The 17,325-nt window shown below is 70.0% G+C and carries 13 protein-coding genes and 2 pseudogenes; 9 read left to right on the top strand and 6 right to left on the bottom strand.

All coding sequences use genetic code 11. The annotated features are described in order from the left end of the window. Positions 1-37: 37 nt before the first annotated feature. Both G6W55_RS23335 and G6W55_RS23330 read left to right on the top strand, forming a co-directional pair. Positions 38-529, top strand: a complete 492-nt coding sequence (locus G6W55_RS23335) for a DUF4265 domain-containing protein (protein WP_175522796.1) — start codon at positions 38-40, stop codon at positions 527-529. A 318-nt stretch (positions 530-847) separates the two neighbouring features. Continuing rightward, positions 848-1,453, top strand: coding sequence for a dihydrofolate reductase family protein (locus G6W55_RS23330; protein ID WP_175522795.1), 606 nt, complete (start codon positions 848-850; stop codon positions 1,451-1,453). Between the two features lie 733 nt (positions 1,454-2,186). On the opposite strand, the gene G6W55_RS23325 is transcribed toward G6W55_RS23330, so the two are convergent. Together G6W55_RS23325 and G6W55_RS23320 are read right to left on the bottom strand one after the other, a co-directional pair. Continuing rightward, entirely contained in the window at positions 2,187-2,783 is a 597-nt protein-coding gene (locus G6W55_RS23325) for an NADPH-dependent F420 reductase (RefSeq protein WP_175522794.1), read from the bottom strand. 59 nt (positions 2,784-2,842) lie between these two features. Beyond that, positions 2,843-3,658, bottom strand: coding sequence for a 3'(2'),5'-bisphosphate nucleotidase CysQ (locus tag G6W55_RS23320; protein ID WP_175522793.1), 816 nt, complete (start codon positions 3,656-3,658; stop codon positions 2,843-2,845). A gap of 140 nt (positions 3,659-3,798) precedes the next feature. Between G6W55_RS23320 and G6W55_RS23315 the strand changes: the two genes are divergently transcribed. Continuing rightward, a complete protein-coding gene (locus G6W55_RS23315) occupies positions 3,799-4,740 on the top strand; it encodes a LysR family transcriptional regulator (protein WP_175522792.1) in 942 nt (313 codons plus the stop codon). A gap of 181 nt (positions 4,741-4,921) precedes the next feature. Here the strand turns inward: G6W55_RS23315 and G6W55_RS23310 are convergent, their stop codons facing one another. Beyond that, a complete protein-coding gene (locus G6W55_RS23310) occupies positions 4,922-5,605 on the bottom strand; it encodes a TetR/AcrR family transcriptional regulator (RefSeq protein ID WP_175522791.1) in 684 nt (227 codons plus the stop codon). Between the two features lie 199 nt (positions 5,606-5,804). Here G6W55_RS23310 and G6W55_RS23305 point away from each other — a divergent pair, with 199 nt between their 5' ends. Together G6W55_RS23305 and G6W55_RS23300 are read left to right on the top strand one after the other, a co-directional pair. Next, positions 5,805-6,185 carry a VOC family protein gene (locus G6W55_RS23305; protein ID WP_175522790.1) on the top strand — a complete coding sequence of 127 codons (381 nt, stop codon included), beginning with the start codon at positions 5,805-5,807 and terminating at the stop codon, positions 6,183-6,185. A 199-nt stretch (positions 6,186-6,384) separates the two neighbouring features. Next, positions 6,385-8,031, top strand: coding sequence for a TlrC/CarA/OleB/SrmB family ABC-F type ribosomal protection protein (locus G6W55_RS23300; RefSeq protein ID WP_175522789.1), 1,647 nt, complete (start codon positions 6,385-6,387; stop codon positions 8,029-8,031). A gap of 198 nt (positions 8,032-8,229) precedes the next feature. On the opposite strand, the gene G6W55_RS38895 is transcribed toward G6W55_RS23300, so the two are convergent. The 3 genes and pseudogenes from G6W55_RS38895 to G6W55_RS38890 form a co-directional block, all read right to left on the bottom strand. After that, the gene (locus G6W55_RS38895) at positions 8,230-8,433 is read right to left on the bottom strand and encodes a hypothetical protein (RefSeq protein ID WP_254876399.1); all 204 of its coding nucleotides are present in this window, start codon (positions 8,431-8,433) and stop codon (positions 8,230-8,232) included. Positions 8,434-8,754: 321 nt separating this feature from the next. Next, positions 8,755-9,394 (bottom strand): annotated as a pseudogene (locus G6W55_RS23290) (glyoxalase). Positions 9,395-9,486: 92 nt separating this feature from the next. After that, positions 9,487-9,966 (bottom strand): annotated as a pseudogene (locus tag G6W55_RS38890) (helicase); the annotation flags it as partial. A 1,516-nt stretch (positions 9,967-11,482) separates the two neighbouring features. Between G6W55_RS38890 and G6W55_RS23285 the strand changes: the two are divergent. The 4 genes from G6W55_RS23285 to G6W55_RS23270 all read left to right on the top strand — a co-directional run bounded on the left by G6W55_RS23285 (position 11,483) and on the right by G6W55_RS23270 (position 16,563). Beyond that, positions 11,483-13,141 carry a hypothetical protein gene (locus G6W55_RS23285; RefSeq protein ID WP_175522788.1) on the top strand — a complete coding sequence of 553 codons (1,659 nt, stop codon included), beginning with the start codon at positions 11,483-11,485 and terminating at the stop codon, positions 13,139-13,141. Between the two features lie 898 nt (positions 13,142-14,039). Next, complete coding sequence (locus tag G6W55_RS23280) at positions 14,040-14,186, top strand: hypothetical protein (protein ID WP_175522787.1); 147 nt, start codon at positions 14,040-14,042, stop codon at positions 14,184-14,186. 102 nt (positions 14,187-14,288) lie between these two features. Next, positions 14,289-15,089, top strand: coding sequence for a hypothetical protein (locus tag G6W55_RS23275; protein WP_175522786.1), 801 nt, complete (start codon positions 14,289-14,291; stop codon positions 15,087-15,089). Between the two features lie 469 nt (positions 15,090-15,558). Further along, positions 15,559-16,563 carry a hypothetical protein gene (locus G6W55_RS23270; protein ID WP_175522785.1) on the top strand — a complete coding sequence of 335 codons (1,005 nt, stop codon included), beginning with the start codon at positions 15,559-15,561 and terminating at the stop codon, positions 16,561-16,563. Positions 16,564-17,325: the final 762 nt, after the last annotated feature.

Raw genomic sequence — 17,325 nt, 5'->3', positions numbered from 1 at the left:
ACGGCATCATGGGGCCGAGGCACAGGAAAGGCAGCGCATGACAGTCTTCATCGTCCATGACGAACCGGTCGGACGGGATCAGCACAACTACATCGCGCACGCTGACCTGGCCCCCTTCGGGCTGGACGGCCAGAAGGAACAGCTATGGCTCAAGCCCGTCGGTGACGGGGTCTACTCCGTCGCCTGCATCCCGTTCCGGACGTACGGCCTCGCCCTGGGGCACCGGGTACGTCTGTCGGAGAACGACGAGGTCAGCGAGGTGGTGGAGCGGTCCTCGCATCGTGTCCTGCGCATGCTGCTGATGCCCACCCCGGACCCCGGGCGACTGGTCGAGACGACGGACCGCATCAGGGCCGAGATCAGCGCCGCAGGTCTTCTCAGCGAGTGGAGCGGCGACCGTCACGTCGCAGTGGACATCCCGGCGGACAGAGACCCCTCAGACCTGTACGAGGTCATGAAGCGCGAGGTGGCCGCGGACCGCGCCTTCTGGGAATGGGCCGATGCCATGCCGTTCTCCACCGGAAACTGATCCACTCCGCAACGCCGGAGCCCTTCGCCTTTACGACGCGGCCAGGGCACGCGCGCAGGTGAGGCGCTCCATGACTACGAGGTCGTCCCGATCAACGGCCGTTCGCGGGTGGAGCTGAGCTGGGGCTTTGGCAGAACTCGCATCGCCGTTCCCCAAAGCGTGGAGATCAGCCCCTGACTGCATGCATAGTGCAATCACTAGGGCTCGGGGCCCTGACCGGCCGCGCCCCATGGGTTTCTCGTTGCTCCACGGCGCGGCCGATGAGTTTGTGGCCCCCGGCAGGTCCAAGCTCATGACACCTCAGGAAAGGACCCCGCCATGTCGGAGCTTCTCGTCGACTTCATCACCTCCCTCGACGGCTACGCATCGGGACAGGGATGGCCCGGGTTCTGGGGTCTCGAGGGCCCGGAGTACCTCGCTTGGCTCGGTGAGCAGCCCGAGGTCACCTACCTGATGGGAGCGAACACCTACCGCCTGATGTCGGGCTTCGCCTCAGGTGAGGTCCCGCCTGGACAAGACGAGTTCCGGCCCGAGGAAGAGGCGTCCGTCGACGAGCTGACGCAGGCGTCCAAGGTGGTGTTCTCCTCCTCGCTCGCGGAGCCGCTGACGTGGGCCAACTGCACGCTCGTGCGCGACGACGCCGTCGAGACGGTCCGCGCCATGAAGTCGAGCGGTACGGGGCTCCTCAGCACGATCGGCAGCCTCAGCCTGAGCCGGTCCCTGCTGCGCGCCGGCCTCGTCGACCGCTTCCGGGTCGGCATGTTCCCGGTGATCACCGGAGCGACGGGCGAGGAACGCATCTACGACGGCTATCCGGACGTCGCCCTCGAGATGACCGAGCACCGCACCTTCGACGGCGGCATCCAGCTCGTCGAGTACAAGCCCCGCGTGCTCGAGCACCCACCGCTGGGCGCCCCCGCGTGACGCCTGCCCTGTACCGACGGCCCGATGGCACGAGCCCGCCGACGGCTCTCCGGGAACGGCGGTCCGGGAGATAGGCGGCACGTGCGCGGCTCGTCCCGCCGCCGGACGGCGTTGTCCTCCCGGCGCGGGTGGAACTGTTGGAGCAAAAGCGGGTGCGTCCTCATGACGTGCTCGACTCGGTGACCGGTGACCTTGCCGGGGCCCGCGGGTACGGCGAGGTAGCTCTCGTGCTGGGTATGCGAGAGGAACCGTCGCCGCACACCCGCCATGTCGAGGGCCTCACCGGGCTTCTTGCCGAGTGCGCCCGCCAGGGACCGTACCCAGAGATGCGCTTCGTTGGGCATCCGCCGGGAGCCGGGCATCCAGTGGACGAGATCCCCCGGTCGGCGACCCGGGGGAGTGGCGGGTGCCTTCGCCCTGTTCCGTAGCCGGTCGGAGAGCCCTGGCTTTCCGGCTGTTCGGCCTGGTGTGTCCGGGGGCGGGGGCCGTCCTGTCAGTCGCGGCCACCGCCTGCCTTCTGGGCTGTGGCCTGGGACCGAGTGGGCGCGGGACGGGCCGTCGGGAGCGCGCAGCGTGAGACCGTCGCGCTTGTGCTGCCTGGCGCCGGTCACCTCGGTGCACCGGCCAGCGCCAGCGTTGACTGCGCTAGTGGTCCGGTATCGGCCGAGGGTCGCCGTCTCCGTCTGCCTCCGGCGCGTGTGGTCCCGCCCGCCCCGGGCTCAGGGCGTCCCGGTCAGCGGGCGATCGAGATCGCGAAGGGCGCAAATCCGCTGGAGCGAATGACGTGCGGGACGAACAGTATCGCGGCCTCCGTGGCGCGGGCCGTCTCGATGCCGCCGAGGTCGGTGATCCATTCCGGGCGCCAGCCGAGGTCGGTGAGCAGTTCGCGTATGGTCTGCTTGGCCTGGGGGTCGTCGCCGGAGAGGAAGGCGTCGGGTGCCTGGGTGAGGGCGGCGGGTGCGGTCATCACCGGGAAGAGCATGGTGTTGAGGGTCTTGACGACGTACGTTTCGGGAAGAGCTTGCTGGAGTTGCTCGGCAAGGCTGGAGCCGGGGTAGATCAGGTCGGCGGGCAGACCGTCCGGTCCGTCGACGGTGGCATTGGAGACGTCGACGAGGATCGTGCCGCGCAGCTCCTCGCGCAGGGCGGCGAGCCGGTCCAGCGAGTCGGCGCCCGGGGTGGCGTTGATGACGATCCGGGCCGTCCGGACGGCGTCCGCGGCGGCCCCCGGTGCGCGGTCCGCGACGGTCACCTCATGCCCTGCCCGGGTGAGGGCTGTGGCCAGGCTGCCGCCGACGCGGCCGTTCCCGAGAACTGCGATCGTGGTCATGATGCGCTGGTCCTTCCGTTCGTTGGTCGTGATACGTGTTCAGCGGTCGTGATGCGTGGTCAGCGTGAGAGCGTGGCGACGGCCGCGGCGTGGACCCCGGGCGCGGCGGCCAGGAAGCTGTCGCTCTGCGGGTTCCAGGGGCGGCCCTGGGTGTCGGAGAGCCGTCCGCCGGCCTCGGTGACGAGCAGCGCGCCGGGCAGCAGGTCCGCGCGAGCGCCGGAGAACTGCCAGAAGGCGTCGATCCGGCCGGCGGCCACGTTCAGCAGGTGCAGCGTCGCGGGCACGGCGGTACGCACGACGAGCGCGTCGAAGAGCATCGCGGTGATCGAGGAGCCGACGCGCCGTACGACCGTCTCGTCCTCGTCCGGCCGGGCCTGACTCGTGGCCACGACGCTCAGGGAGAGGTCCGTGGCCGGGGAGACGTGCAGCCGCCGTCCGTCGAGGTGGGCGCCCGCGCCGGTGAGCGCGGTGTAGGTCTCGCCCGTCAGCGGCAGGTGGACCGCGGTGAGCACGGGCCGGTTGTCCCGCACGAGGGTGGCGGTCACCGCCCACTCCGGCAGGCCGTGCAGATGGTTGATGTTGCCTTCGGCCGGATCCACGACCCACCACTCGCCGGGCGGCAGCGCCCCGCCGTCCAACTCCTCCTCCACCCAGCCGGCGTTCGGACGCAGGCGCGTCAGGCGGGGGCGCAGGACGGCGAGGGCCGTGTCGTCGTTGTCGGCCAGCGCGCGCATCAGCTCGTCGCGGCTGCTGGGACGGACCACGTCCCCGAAACGCTCGCGCAGCGCCGCACCGGCCGCGCGCACGGCGTTCGCGGTCTCGCTCACCACGTCGGTGTAGTTGGTGGAGTCGGTGGTCCGAAGCGTTTCTGGCATGGCGGAACTCCCTTGCGAGGAAAGGGGGATGAGGTAGGTCGGGCCACGTTGCGTGGGCCGTGTTCTTGCGCTCTCCCTCGACGGTAGACAGCCCGATGACTAACTTCAAATGCATGTAAAGCACGCCTAGGATTACTCTCATGCAACTGGACCTGAACCTCCTGACCGCGCTCGACGCGCTGCTGGAGGAGGAGAGCGTGGCCGGGGCGGCCGCGCGCCTGCACGTCACCGCGCCCGCGATGAGCCGGAGCCTGGGCCGCATCCGGCGCACGACCGGCGACCAGATCCTGGTGCGCACCGGCCGGACGATGACGCCGACGCCGTACGCGATCGCCGTCCGCGAGCAGGTGCACGAACTCCTGCACCAGGTCCAGGGGGTACTGGCCCCCAGCCGTGAACTCGACCTGGCCACCCTGGAACGCACCTTCACCCTGCGCTGGCACGACTCCCTGCTCTCCCTGAGCGGTCCCGCACTGCTGTCGGCCGTGCGCGCGCAGGCGCCCGGCGTGCGTCTGCGCTTCGTTGCGGAAACGGCCACCGACACCCCCGGACTGCGGCGCGGCGAGGTCGATCTGGAAGCCAACGCGAACCCGGTGAGCGCACCCGACATACGTGCCGAGAAGGTCGGCGAGAGCCCTCTCGTGATCGCCGTCAGAGAGGGGCACCCCCTCACCCGGGTGAAGACCGTCACCGCGAAGCGTTACGCCGAGGCCGGACACCTCTCCGTCTCACGACGCGGAAACCTCAGCAACGCCGTCGACGACGCCCTCGCACAGCTCGGCCTGACCCGCACCGTGGTGGCCACCGCGCCCACCGAAGCCGCCGCCCTGGACTTCGTGCGCGGCTGCGACCTCGTGGTCTGCCTCCCCGAAGCCACCCTCCGCTCAGCGGTCGCCGGCTCCGGCCTGGCCGTACTCCCCGTCCCGCTCGACCTGCCGTCGGCGCCGATCCACCTGTCGTGGCATCAGCGCTACGACACCGACCGGGCCCACACCTGGCTACGCGACCTCGCCCGCGCCGCACTCACCACACACACGCCCCCACAGCCGAACCCCGAGCCTGCGGACGGAACTGCCACATGATCGGGCGCCTGCCTGGCTGACCTGCTCGGCAACGGCCTCGACCCGGGCACGGCGTGCTCCCGTCTATGAGGGGGCGGTCCCTTTCGCCTTGTCGGGGATTCGTCGCGAGGACCTGAGCAGGACGATTGCCGCACCGGCCGTCCTGCGGGCGGCCGAACACGTCTTTGCCCGCTCCCTGGTGTCACGCGGAAGCGGGCGTGTCGTCCGTGGTCCGGCCGGCGGCGTAGTGGGTGAGTGAGGGTTCCAGCAAGTCGAAGGCTTTATCGGCTTCTGCGGTGACGATGGCTGAGATCTGGGCGTTGTCGTGGCCGGTGAGGGTGAGTTCCTGGATGCGTTGGAACAGGGTGCGGTGCACGGCGCCGAGCAGTGCGGCGGCGGCGCGGGGGGTGATGTCGTCGGGGGTCGCACCGGTGGCCGTGGCCAGGGCGTCGGCCAGGGCTGCCTCGCGCAGGTCGTGCAGGTCACGCAGGCGGGTGGAGAGCGTGGGGCTGTCGGCGACCATGCGGGCGAAGGCGGGGCCCGAGAACCCGGCGACCGGATCGGCGGCGGTGGCGCCGTCGGTGAAGGCGCGGCGCAGTGCCGTCAGGGCGGACTCGCCGGGTCGGCGGGCGGTCACGGTGTCGGCCAGGGAGGCGATGAAGGCGTCCTGGTGGTCCAGGGCCAGGTCTTCCTTGCGCGGGAAGTAGTTGGACACCGTCTTCTTGGCGACCCGTGCGGCGGTGGCGATCTCGGCGATGGTGGTCTGCTCGAAACCCTGGGCGATGAACAGGCGGGTGGCGTGGTCGGAGATGAGCTGCCGGGTTTCCTGCTTCTTGGATTCCCGCAGGCCGGCCGGGGGCGCGGGGGAGGTGCTGTCGGTAGCCATGAGGACAACTTTACATCCGTAGCATTTTTACGTTGACACTCCTGAGGGGTTAGAGCTAAATTTACATCTGTCGTAAGTTTGCTACGGGGCGAAGAAGGGGCATCCCTATACCTGAGCCTCTTGCCCGGCCCCGCCCCCCTCCGCATCCCGACGATCGACATCACAACGCCCCCGGCCCGCAACCATGAGGAGACACACCTTGCAGATCATCGCCTCCACCGTGTCGCTGACCGTCGACGACGTAGCCGCCTCCCAGCAGTTCTTCACCACCCACCTGGGCTACACCGAACAGGCCGCCGCCGAAGGCTTCGCGTCCCTGGCGCGCGAGGACGGTGCCGTCGACATCGTTCTGCTGGCCCGTGGCACGCAGGTGCTGCCGGCGGACCAGCACGCCGGCGGCCTGATCCTCGCCTTCACCGTCACGGACGTTCGGGCAGAGGAGAAGCGCCTGATCGCTGCGGGTGTGGAGATCACCATGCCGCTGCGGGAGGAGGCGTGGGGCGAACGCCTCTTCCAGATCACCGACCCCAACGGCGTGATCGTCCAGTTCGTCGAGTGGGCGGCACCGGCCACCCCCTGATCCCGCGACGACGCCCGCACGCCCGCGCCTCGTCCGCCACCGCCCTCTCACCCTCTCGCACCCCTCTCACCGAAGGAGACGCCTCATAGAACCCCCGCTGCCCCCTCCCCAGCCCCGCTGCGCCCCGGCCCGCCCGGTGCGCACGCGCATGCCAGTGAACGACTTCGACCGGCCCGGCCGAGAACGGGGGAACAGCACCATGCGTACGTCACAACTCGCGCTCCACGACCTCACCAAGCGATACGGCGACCACGTCGTACTCGATCGGGTGTGCCTCACCGTCAAGCCGTGTGAGAAGGTCGGCGTCGTGGGCGACAACGGGTCCGGAAAGTCCACGCTGCTGCGGATCATCGCCGGGCAAGAGCGCTTCGAGAGCGGCGAGTTGACCGTGGCGGCGCCCGGCGGCACCGGATACCTGGCGCAGACGCTGCGACTCCCGCCCGACGCCACCGTTCAGGATGCGGTCGACCGGGCCCTGGCCGACCTGCGCGCGCTCGAATCGCGGATGCGCCGTGCGGAAGCCGACCTGGCGACGGCACCGGAACCGCAGCCCGGCCCCGCGCATGCGCGCTACGCCGCGCTCGTCGAGCAGTACGAGGCCCGGGGCGGATACGAGGCGGACACCCGGGTGGGCATCGCCCTGCACGGGCTCGGGCTTCCGCACCTGGATCGTGGAAGGCGGCTGGCCACCCTGTCCGGCGGCGAGCGGTCCCGTCTGGCCCTGGCCGCCACGCTGGCCTCGGCACCGGAACTGCTGCTCCTGGACGAGCCGACGAACGACCTGGACGACCAAGCGATCGGCTGGCTGGAGGCACACCTGCGCCGGCACAAGGGAACGGTCATCGCCGTCAGCCACGACCGGGAGTTCCTCGAACGCCTCACCACCACCATCCTGGAGGTCGACTCCGCCCAGGTCTCCCGCCACGGCAACGGCTACGACGGCTACCTCACCGCGAAGGCCGCACAACGCCGACGACGGATGCAGGAGTACGACAACTGGCGCGCCGAACTCGCCCGCAACCGGCAACTCGCCGAATCCAATGTGGCGCGCCTGGACGCCATTCTGCGCAAGATGCCGCTGAGCGTCTTCGGCCACGGCGGATTCCGTGCACGCGGACGCGGGCACGGCGCGACGGTCCGCATCCGCAACGCCAAGGAGAGGGTCGAACGGCTGACCGGCAACCCCGTGACACCGCCCCCCGAGCCGCTCGTCCTCACCGCACGCATCACCACCAGCCTCGCCGCCGGGAACACGGCCCCCGCGGCCCAGCTCACCGACGTGCACGTCGGTGAGCGCCTCCACGTCCCGTCCCTGTCCGTCCGGCCCGGCGAGCGGCTGCTGGTGACCGGCCCCAACGGAGCCGGCAAGAGCACCCTGATGTGCGTCCTGGCCGGAGAACTACGACCCGACAGCGGCTCGGTGAACGTCCCCGGACGCATCGGACACCTGCGTCAGGAGGAGACACCGTGGCCGCCCGGGCTGACCGTCGCCCAGGCATTCGCCGCGGGACGGCCAGGCGCCCCGGAAGAACACACCGACACGCTGCTCGCGCTCGGCCTGTTCAGCCCGGACGATCTGCGCCGACGCGTCGGAGAACTGTCCTACGGCCAGCGGCGCCGGATCGAACTGGCCCGCCTCGTGACCGACCCGGTCGACCTGCTGCTCCTCGACGAGCCCACCAACCACCTCGCACCCGCCCTCGTCGAAGAACTGGAAGAAGCACTGGCCGCCTACCGAGGCTCCCTGATCCTCGTCACCCACGACCGCAGAATGCGCTCCCACTTCACCGGCACGCACCTCGCCCTGCGCGAGGGCCACATCACCGCCCGCGAGACGGCCGCCTGACTCCTGCGACAGCCGGGCCGGAGCAGCCCCGGACGAGCCCGGGCCTTGACCGCGCGGAAGCCGATTCCTTTTGCGCGCGGTCAAGGCCAGGTACGGGAGCAGCGATTTCGCGATCCCGCAGCCCGTCCGGAACAACCCAACTCCCGGTACTTCACCCCATACCGGGGCCGACGAGGCCTCACCACGTAGAGCAGGGCCTCAGCCGGCTGCCTTTTTCACGAGGGCGCTGATGAACTGTTCGTCGCCTGTGGTGGGTTTGTTGAGTGTGGAGGTGGTGGGCCACATCGTGCCGTTGTCGGGTGTCGTCTGGTCGCTGAGGCCGCGTGTGGCGTAGCGGGTGGTGAGGTTGTGTGTGTTCTGGGGGTGGCGGACGGCTTTGGTGTCTCTGGCGTATGTGGGCATGCCGTAGCAGGGTTTGGGTGTGAGGTCGGGAGTGGTGGTCGTGACGATCTCGTGGATCCGTTCGGCGGGGATCCCGGGCCGTTTGCGGTAATGCGGTGATCTTCGCGGGCATGTTGTGCTCCGCTGCCGTCTCCTTCTCCGTCCGGGACGGTCCGCGCCGCGCCGCTGCCTTCATTCTGTTCGTGTGCGTGTTCCTTCATCGCGGCCCGTTCCTCGGCGGTGAGTCCGTCGTGCTTCTCGGCGGGCGGTTTCGTGGACGGTATGGCAGGTTTCCTGCTGTGGAAGGGGAGACGCGGTGGTGCGGAAGTGCAGGATCGGGGGTCAGGACGGTGTGGGGGCGGGCGGTGCGGCGGTTTCCCAGACGAAGCCGTCCGGGTCGGTGAAGGCGTCTGCGGTGCTGCCGAGGGCGGTGTGGTGTGAGGCGGTGCCGTCGGCCGGGGACGCCGAGGTCCTTGGCCGGCGCGTTGCGCGTGTACGACGCCGGCTTGACGGTGCCGGCCTGAGCGGGGGCGAATTCGGCGTATTTGCCGTCGGAGCTCTTGGCCACGGTCAGGCCCCGGCCTGCGGAGAACTGCTTGGTGGCTTTCACGTCCTGGACGCCGAGGGGCAGGACGATCTCGTCGATCTCGCGGGTGGCGGGGCCGGTGTCTTTCCGCGCCGAGGTCGCGATCTTCCAGATCGTCCCGTCGGGGGCCCGGACGACGCCGCCGTACCCCCACAGCGATGTCGTGGCGGGCTTCAGCACCGCGGCCCCGGCGTCCGCGGCGGCGGGGAAGCCGTCGACGGTGGCCGGCCCGGACACCGTGAGCGCCAGGGTGAAGCCGCGAAATCCGCTCGAGTGCGCCTCGGAGGCCCGCAGGCGTATGGACGTGTTCACGCCGAGGGCCTCGTAGAAGCGGCGGGCGGTCTGGGGGTCGGCCACCTCGAGGGTGACGGACGCGAGGGTCGTGGTGGTTGCCATGTCCTTCACGCCAGGGGCCGGGCAGCGGCCGGGGCTTCTCGATTCCTGACCGGTCCGGCCCCGTGCTCGGCCCCGCACGCGGGCCTCGGCAGGAGCTGCGCCCATGTGTCCGGCTCCTGCTGCCGCCGTCTCCAGGTGCCGATGTCATCGCTGTTGGTCGTGGCGCCGGCGCGATGTGGGGAAGGACGCCGTCGGCGTCGGCCGGGTCGGCGAGCACCCTGTAGTGCCGCCGCCGGTTCAGCGGCCACGGGCGGTTGCGGTCCGGGTCGATCGCCGGCGGCTGCTCCGCAGGCTCCGCCGCGTGCTTCGGGTCCTTCCCGAGCCCGCCCTTGCGCCGGGGGTTGGCCATGTGCTGCCCGATGGGCAGCCTCGCCCTCGTCCCGCACCGTGTCCTGGCGGGGCGCGGGGTGCCCGGTCGCCCGCCGGTACGACCGGAGCGCGGCGGGCTCGGACTCCCAGGCTCCCTCGCCGGGCTCCCGGAGCATCCCTGCCGGCGGAGTGTCCGGCAGTGTCGTGCGGCGCTCCCCAAGCTCCCCGGCCCGGGGCGCCTTCCGCTGCTGGTGGACTCGTCGGACACGTGTGCGTCATCGCGGTGGCCCGGCTGCCATGAACCGATCCGTTCCTGACCGTGCCGGCGGCCGATCCGGCACCACGGGTACGAGCCGCCGTAGCCCACCGAGCGGAAGACCTGCCGCAGGCAGTGCGCCACGCCCTGACTCACGACGCACATGCCGGAGTGCGTCAGGCGGTGACAGCAGCCTGGAACGATCCCGCAGGATCTGGTGGCACGCCGGTGGTCTGTCCCGTCGGAATCGGTTGCACGCGGACAGCGTGTTGTGAGGGGGCTCGGCTCATGCTGTGGTCGAGCGTGCACCGGCCACGCGCTCCCCTGCTGCAGGCGGGCAGCCCGGCATCCCCTGAGCTGCCTGTCTCCTGCGCCTTCACCGACATACCGCTGAGTCTCGCTGGGTCCTGTTGCCGCGCGAACGAGCCGCGCGTGGTCGGTGCCACCAGCGCTCGTCCAAGAGCCTCGGCCCGGGTGTTGTACGAAGCATCCTGCTGCGCAGTGCCGGCCCGAGAAGCCGTCCATGATGCCCTTGAGCGACGGAGCACGCCGTCGGCGCGGGGCCGCGGCGTGATCCCGTGACGGTCACGGACCGGGTGTGCGGAGCACCCGCGCCGGCGCGGGACGTAGGCCTTCGGCCACAGGTCTCGCGCCTCCAAGGCCGGAGCACACCCCGCTGGCGCGGGGCTGAGCCGGGCTGGAACCGTCTGACCCTGAACGCCCACGGATCCCCCCTGCCTGCCGCGGGGCGCAGAGCATCGACCTGGCGCGCTCCACCGGCATCGACGAAACACCCCGCTCGCGTTCGTTCTGTCATGCAGACTTCCGGTGAAGGTCAGTTCCGTCCCGGATCGGCTTGCAGCGGTTCGCAGCCCCACGGCTTGCCGGTGGGGCGAAGCATGTCCGCCCATGTGCTTCTTGCGCACTCGGGCAGGGCGCCGATGCGGGTCCCGGGCCGGCGAAGCGAGGGCGCCTCCAGCGCCGTCACAGACCCGACCTCGCCCATGGCGCTGATGGGTTCGCGCCGTTGCCGGAGGTCTACAGTCCGTGGCATGCCCAAGAAACGGAAGAGGAAGCCGTCGCGAGCTCGCAGTACGAGCGCGGTTCCCCGGCGCGAGCCACTGCCCTCCACGATCGGACTCGGCGGTCCGAGGGTCCCTTCACGTGGGTGGGGATTCCAGGCGCTCATCGACCACATGAAGGAATCAGGCCAGCCCTTCCTCGAGTTCACGGCGCAGGCTCCGGACGGCTGCATCTCAGACTTCTCCGCCCGGGCCGACGCCCCGCGCGCCCCACTCGAGGCAGGGTGGTACCTGCGATCCGACCAGGAGGTCCCGATCTACATCTGGGTGTTCTCCGAGGCGCAACTCGCCGACGACCCCCAGGCCCTGGACGCCCGCCGACGCGGGTTCGCCCTGTACGCGGCACACTCCGTGTGCACACGTGGCGCAGCCGAGTGCGCCTGGGCCGGCGCCGAAATCATGGAGACATGGACCCCTGTCGCGGCGCCGGACCCTGACGTCGTGGATCCGGACCGCTACGGGGGCCGCATCAGCGGCTACAACACACCCGCGTTCAAGGAACTGCAGCCCGGGGTGCCCCGCACGGTGGGTGTGCTGGATGTGGACTACGCCCGTGTGGCAGGCAGCCGGCTGCCGGAGCACTGGGACATCGACGTCGTGGGCTTCATGGTGATGCAGCGGCAGGAGAGCCCCGCCGGCTCCGGACGGGAGGTGTGGCAGCGCACGGCCTTCCACACCTACCGGGACCACAACCTGTCGGACCTGGACGCCGCCGTCGAGGGCGTCGACCTCGTCATCGGCCACAACCTGTTCGACGGGGACTACCGGTGCCTGCGCACCTACGGCGATCTGGTCGACGTCGGTCGGCTGGTCGCGAAGACGGTCGACACGCTCTACTTCGCCCGGCACCTGGTCACCGGCGGTACACCGCGTGCCGCAGGGCTCGACCTGACCACCCTGGCCCGTGCACAGGGACTGCGCGAGCGCGCCAAGCAGGAGTCGCGGACCGAGGCGCACCACGGTATCCGGACGATCCACGACGCTGAGGAACGGTGGCTGTTCCAGCCGGTGTCGGACGACTGCGAGCTCATGCTCGAGTTCTGGAACGAGCTGCTCACCAGCAGACGACTTCGCAGTCGGACGCGCCGGAGCGAAACGGTGGAGCACGCCGTCGGCGAGGACGAACTGCGGCTGCTGACCGAGCCGCAACTCACCCCGGACGCCTTCACACACCTGCTGACGACCCGAGGCACCGTCTACCAGCTCGCCGGATCAGCCCGCAACGAGAGCGTCGCCCGCATCCACCGTGAGATCGAACGACAGCGGGCCGGCGGAAGCGTGGCCAACCCGCATCCGGCAGCCGCGCACCGTCAGCGCTGTCTTTCCCCCGGCGGCGTGGGGGAGAGGCAGTGCACTCAGCTGATCCCGGTGACGCAGACGTATTGCCGCAACCACCGCTCCAGACGGCGCTGCCGGGGGAACCCGGCCCTGGACGACACATGTACCGACATCGTGCAGGGCGACCAGACGCACTGCCGCTGGCACCGGATGACGGCACTCTACGTTCCCCCGGGACACCGCGTCCGGGAAGACTTCACACGTCCTGTGCCGCTTCTCGGATGGGATCTGGCCAGCGACTGGGGATACGACACTGCAACCGGCTCCTTCTTCGCCCGGCTCTACCGCAACGGTGAGGACCTGTCTGCACCACCGACAGTGTGGCTCTCGGGCCTTGACCCCGAACTCCCGGACGTCGTGGCACTCACCGACGCGGTGGCACAAGCCACTGGCCGCTCCCGGCGGGACGTCGTGATGGCCTTGACCGACGATCGTCGATCACCACGCGACCGTGCGGTGACGACCCAGGACTGGGAACCGGTGGAATGCACCAGCCCCTGCCCCTGCGGCAGCCCTGACTGCGGGCACGGCGAGCCCTGTCCGAACGACGAGTGCAACGGTCACGACCTCCACACGATGCGCAACCCGACCGGCGAAACGGACGTGACCGCGTGGCAGGACCACTTCGAATGCTGCGAGGGCTGCGGCGGCACCTTCGTCGACATCTCCTTGCCCTCCCGCCCCTGGGGTGAAGTCGACATCGACGCCGGGGCGACCGTCCACCCCGGCGTCTCCCACTACGAACTCGGTGTCTACCCGTAGACGCCCCCACCGGAGCCGCCCGAAGACGGCCGCCCGGCTCCTGCCGCCTCAAGAGAGACCCATGGGCGGCAGCCCACACCCGCCTCGCCTCGCCGGCACACGTCGAGGTTGTCGTCCGGCGCCGCCGTACGACCGGTCAGGGAGAACACCCCCTGCCTGAGCCGCGGGGCCCGCCCTGCGGTTCACACCACGGAACGACGCAGCATCCCCCTGCTCACCCCAGGGGAACCCGCGAAGCCGTCCGCGACGCCCACGAACGCCGGCTCACCCCCGCCTGCACACGACGGGGAAGGTCCCGAACTCCCTTACCTCGACGCGCACTGCGCCTTCACCGGGACATGCCTGACCGGATGCGTGCTGGAGAGTCACAGCCGGGAGATACGCTGGGCGGTCCCCGTGGCCGCGGCCGTGATACGGATCCCGACCAGCCCCGGTGTCAGCACGAAGATCCCCGTTGTGCCGGCCGGCATGCCCCTGAGACTTCCTCCTCACGTCGAGAGCCCCAGACCACCCCAACGTCGGACATCGCCCCTTGGCACAAAGCACGCTTGCCGACGCGCCCCGCACACCTTCCACCGTGCACCCAGCGCCGGTGCCGGACAGGCAGGTTTCCGGGCCGTCTCCACCGACGCCGGACGCTTCCTGAATCGGCGAGCAACGGACACCCGGCGGGAAGGGCACAGATCACGGAATTCCTCGGCACGGCGGCCACCGCCACGGAGCGCAGGACCCGGACCGGCCCACCTCGATGCCGATACCCGGTGCCGACGGCGACGCTGCCTGCTGCGGGCACCGCAGCCGGCGCAAACCCGGCGCGAACCATCACCTCAGTCACGTGGCGCCGATCAAGCTCCCTTGAGGTAGGGGCCGTAGGATCTCGGGCGGAGACGGAAGGCGCATGAGCGACGAGGACGGGAAGCAGTCGCCCGAGCAGCTGGGCGGGTCCGTCACCCCGGATGCCTGGCACGAGGGGGACGTCCCCTCCGGCCTCGGCGGCGAAGCGACCGTCTCCGCGACCCGGCTCCGGGCGCGCGCCGCCATGTAAGAGACCCGTCCGGAGACCGTGACGGAGGCCGGGGCACACGTCGCGCGTGTGCCTGACGGCTGGGCTTCCTCCGACGCGCCCAGGGCCCTCTACGACCCTCCCGTGGAGCCACCCCGCTACCGCATACGCCGGTCGGAGCTTGCCGGTGACCCGCACTTCTCCCCGGTCGAGAACGGTCTGGACTACCTCGTCAGCGTGATCGAACACCTGGAGAGCGAGGACGGTCCGATCAGCGCCCGCAACCTGAAGTACGCGGTACTGCACCTCGCCGCGGGAACAGAGGTACTCCTCAAAGCCCGCCTTCAGATCGAGCACTGGAGCCTGGTCTTCGCACAGCCGGGGACAGCTACCCGGCAGGCCCTCACAGACGGCTCCTTCTCCAGCTGCAGCCCCGAAGAGACCCGGCAGCGGCTCACCAACATCGTCGCAATCCCCTTCGGCGTCCGCGAGAAGAAGGCCCTGTCGGACCTCGCGCGCAGCCGTAACGCCTTGCAGCACTACGGCCTGGTCGGTGACAACGCCGACGCAGGGAAAGCAGAGACCACGACAGCGCAGGTTCTCAACTTCCTCATCGGCTTCATCGAGACCCACCTGCTGCCCCACCTCGAGGACCAGCAACGCGCCGAGGCCGAGATCGCCATGGAGCGCATCCGAGGCGGCCTGCACATGATCCAGGCCTATGCGGCGGAGCGCATGCGAGACCTCGCGCCGGTCCTCGGCACGGAACCGAACCCTGCAGCGCCCCGACTGCTTCCAGTGGGCACTCGTCGCCTCCGACGGCCGTCGCGGCGGGTCCACCGTGGCGTGCTGCTTCTGCGACATCGCCCAGGAACCGCACCAGTTCGCATCGGGCTACACGTTCTACGTGGTCGAGCACGGCAAAATATCGTCCACGGACAATGACTCGTGGATCCCCGAGCATCGCCCCGACTGCCACCCAGCCGTCCCTGGTCGCCGGAGCGGCGACAGCCGCAGCGCCGGACCCGCCCGTCACCTTCTGTTTCACCTGCGCCCAAGCGATCGACGACCTGCAACGATGCCGGCGCTGCGGGCATGTCCACCACCCCGGGAACCAGCCTCACGCCTGCCCCTTCGACCGGCACGGAACGCGCCGGCACACCTACCGACTTCCAGGGGTGGTGTCGTGGAGGCCGTCGTCTCGTGATCCCTGCGGCATGCCCAGTGCGTGAGGTGTGCGCAAGGGAGCGGGCCGACCGACGAACGGCGGGCCCTTCGCGAGAAGTTGCGGCCGGAGGCGGCGGAGCGGTTCGGGCAGGGTGACGAGAACGCGGTCATCGCCCATGACCTGCGGGGCGGTGTCCGATCGGCAGAGCGTCGGCGCGGGGTCTGGTCGCAGGACGGGACGTGAGCCTTGGCCTCGAGGGGCCCGGCATGGCTGCCGCTGCAGGGCGGCGAACTGTTCGTCGTGCTGGAAGGCGGGCCGGCCAAGGGGCCGGTGGTACACGGCCGGCGCGGTCCCAGACCACGCCCAAAGCCGCACGAACAGCCTCTTCCGGGCTGTGCAGGGGTCAAGCTCTACGACGACAAGCACAAGGAACTGGACGATGTCGGCGCCGACTTCCGGCGCATCATCGAGGAACACCGTCAGGAATTCCTCGACAACACCTGGCTGCCGCTGGCCCGGCCGCTGGAAAAGGATCTCGTCCTGTGGCGCTTCCGCGGCAGACTCGTTTCCACCTCGCACACAGCCGGATTCTTCCTCGCCTTCCCCCCACAGGCCTTCAAGAGCAAGGACGAGCTCGGTCCAAGGCTGCATGCCGTCGCCGTGGAACAGGGCAGTTACATCGCTGCGGCGGCAGAGGGCCTGCCCTGGCAGGGACGGAGCGCGATCGATGCTCTGGAGAAAACAGACCTGACCGAGAATGAGGTGCGGGCCGAGAAGCACTACCGACGAAGCTTCGATCCCGCCCTCCGAGAGGAGATCAAGGCCTCCTTGACGGCCGTGACCTGCGCGCTGAACACCGTTGACGTCCTCCTCGCCGACGACACGACTCCCTCCTCGGCGACAACGCTGTTCAAGCTGCGCTACATCACCCTTCATCACGTCCTGTCCAGCCTTCGCAAGCTCGACGATCAGTACGGATCCGGGCTCCGCCCGCCGGACCGAGCGCTGTTGAAGGACATCCTCGACGCTCCGACGAGCAACCTGATCCTTCAAGCGCACAGAGGGTTCAGAAACACCCTGGTCCACTACCGCCCCACGCGAAACGTGCAGGAACGGCTGTCCCTTGACGCGCCGTTCTACGGCCTCCTGGATGCCTACTTCCCTGCGGACGAGGCACGTTCGCTCGGTGACACCCTCGCGCTCCACACCGCTCACGTTGCCGACCGCATGAGCGCCTGGTGCGACGGCTGACCCCTCCAGGACCTGCCGTGCGCCGCCCCCACCGCACACCTCTCGGAACGCCCCTGCCAGACATCAGCGATGCCGTCGACCGGTCGGCGGCATCGGCCGGAGCGGTCTCACCGGCGGTGTCGCGGCCCTGGCGTGTTTACGCGGCGGGTGGGCGGCTTCGGGCGAGGGAGGACGCGAACGCCGCACCATGCGCGGTGGATATGGGCGCGATCGTTTGGCTTGACCCGACAGACGGCGAGAGGTCTCGTGGACCCTGGCGAGCGCGGCGGCGAGTGCACCGCGGCCACAAACGAACTGGGTGGCCGGAGCGACGACGGCACGGCCGCGGTCTCACCGAGTGCGCGCGTCGTGACGAGCGTGATCGTATGCCCGGCACGCATCGAGGATCGCGTCGAGGACGGCGAGGGGCCGAGCCGAGGTACCGGCCTCCGCGCTCTGGACGGTGCCGCGGGAGACGGCCGCGGCCAAGGCGAGAGATCGCTGACTGAGCCGCCGAGATCAACTACCCGTCTGCTACAAGGGGCATGTCCCAGCCCGCGACATCCGCGCACCTGCCGCGATCAGCCGGCCGAATCCGGTCCCGTGCCCTCGCAGGGGCGAGCGAACCGCGTCAGCCAGTGCGGCTCCGCCCACGGGCGCGCGTCTTGCCGAGACGAATCGGGCAGGATCTCGGCCTGATGCCGGCTGGCGCCGACTGGTTCGAGGTCGTCCGCCCCACACGGACCCAGCGCCTGCGCACCCTCCACATCGCTGTCCAGGACC

It is taken from the genome of Streptomyces sp. CAI-85, from assembly GCF_013363615.1.
GTDB lineage: Bacteria > Actinomycetota > Actinomycetes > Streptomycetales > Streptomycetaceae > Streptomyces > Streptomyces antibioticus_B.
This window is presented reverse-complemented; position numbering and strand designations above follow the sequence as displayed.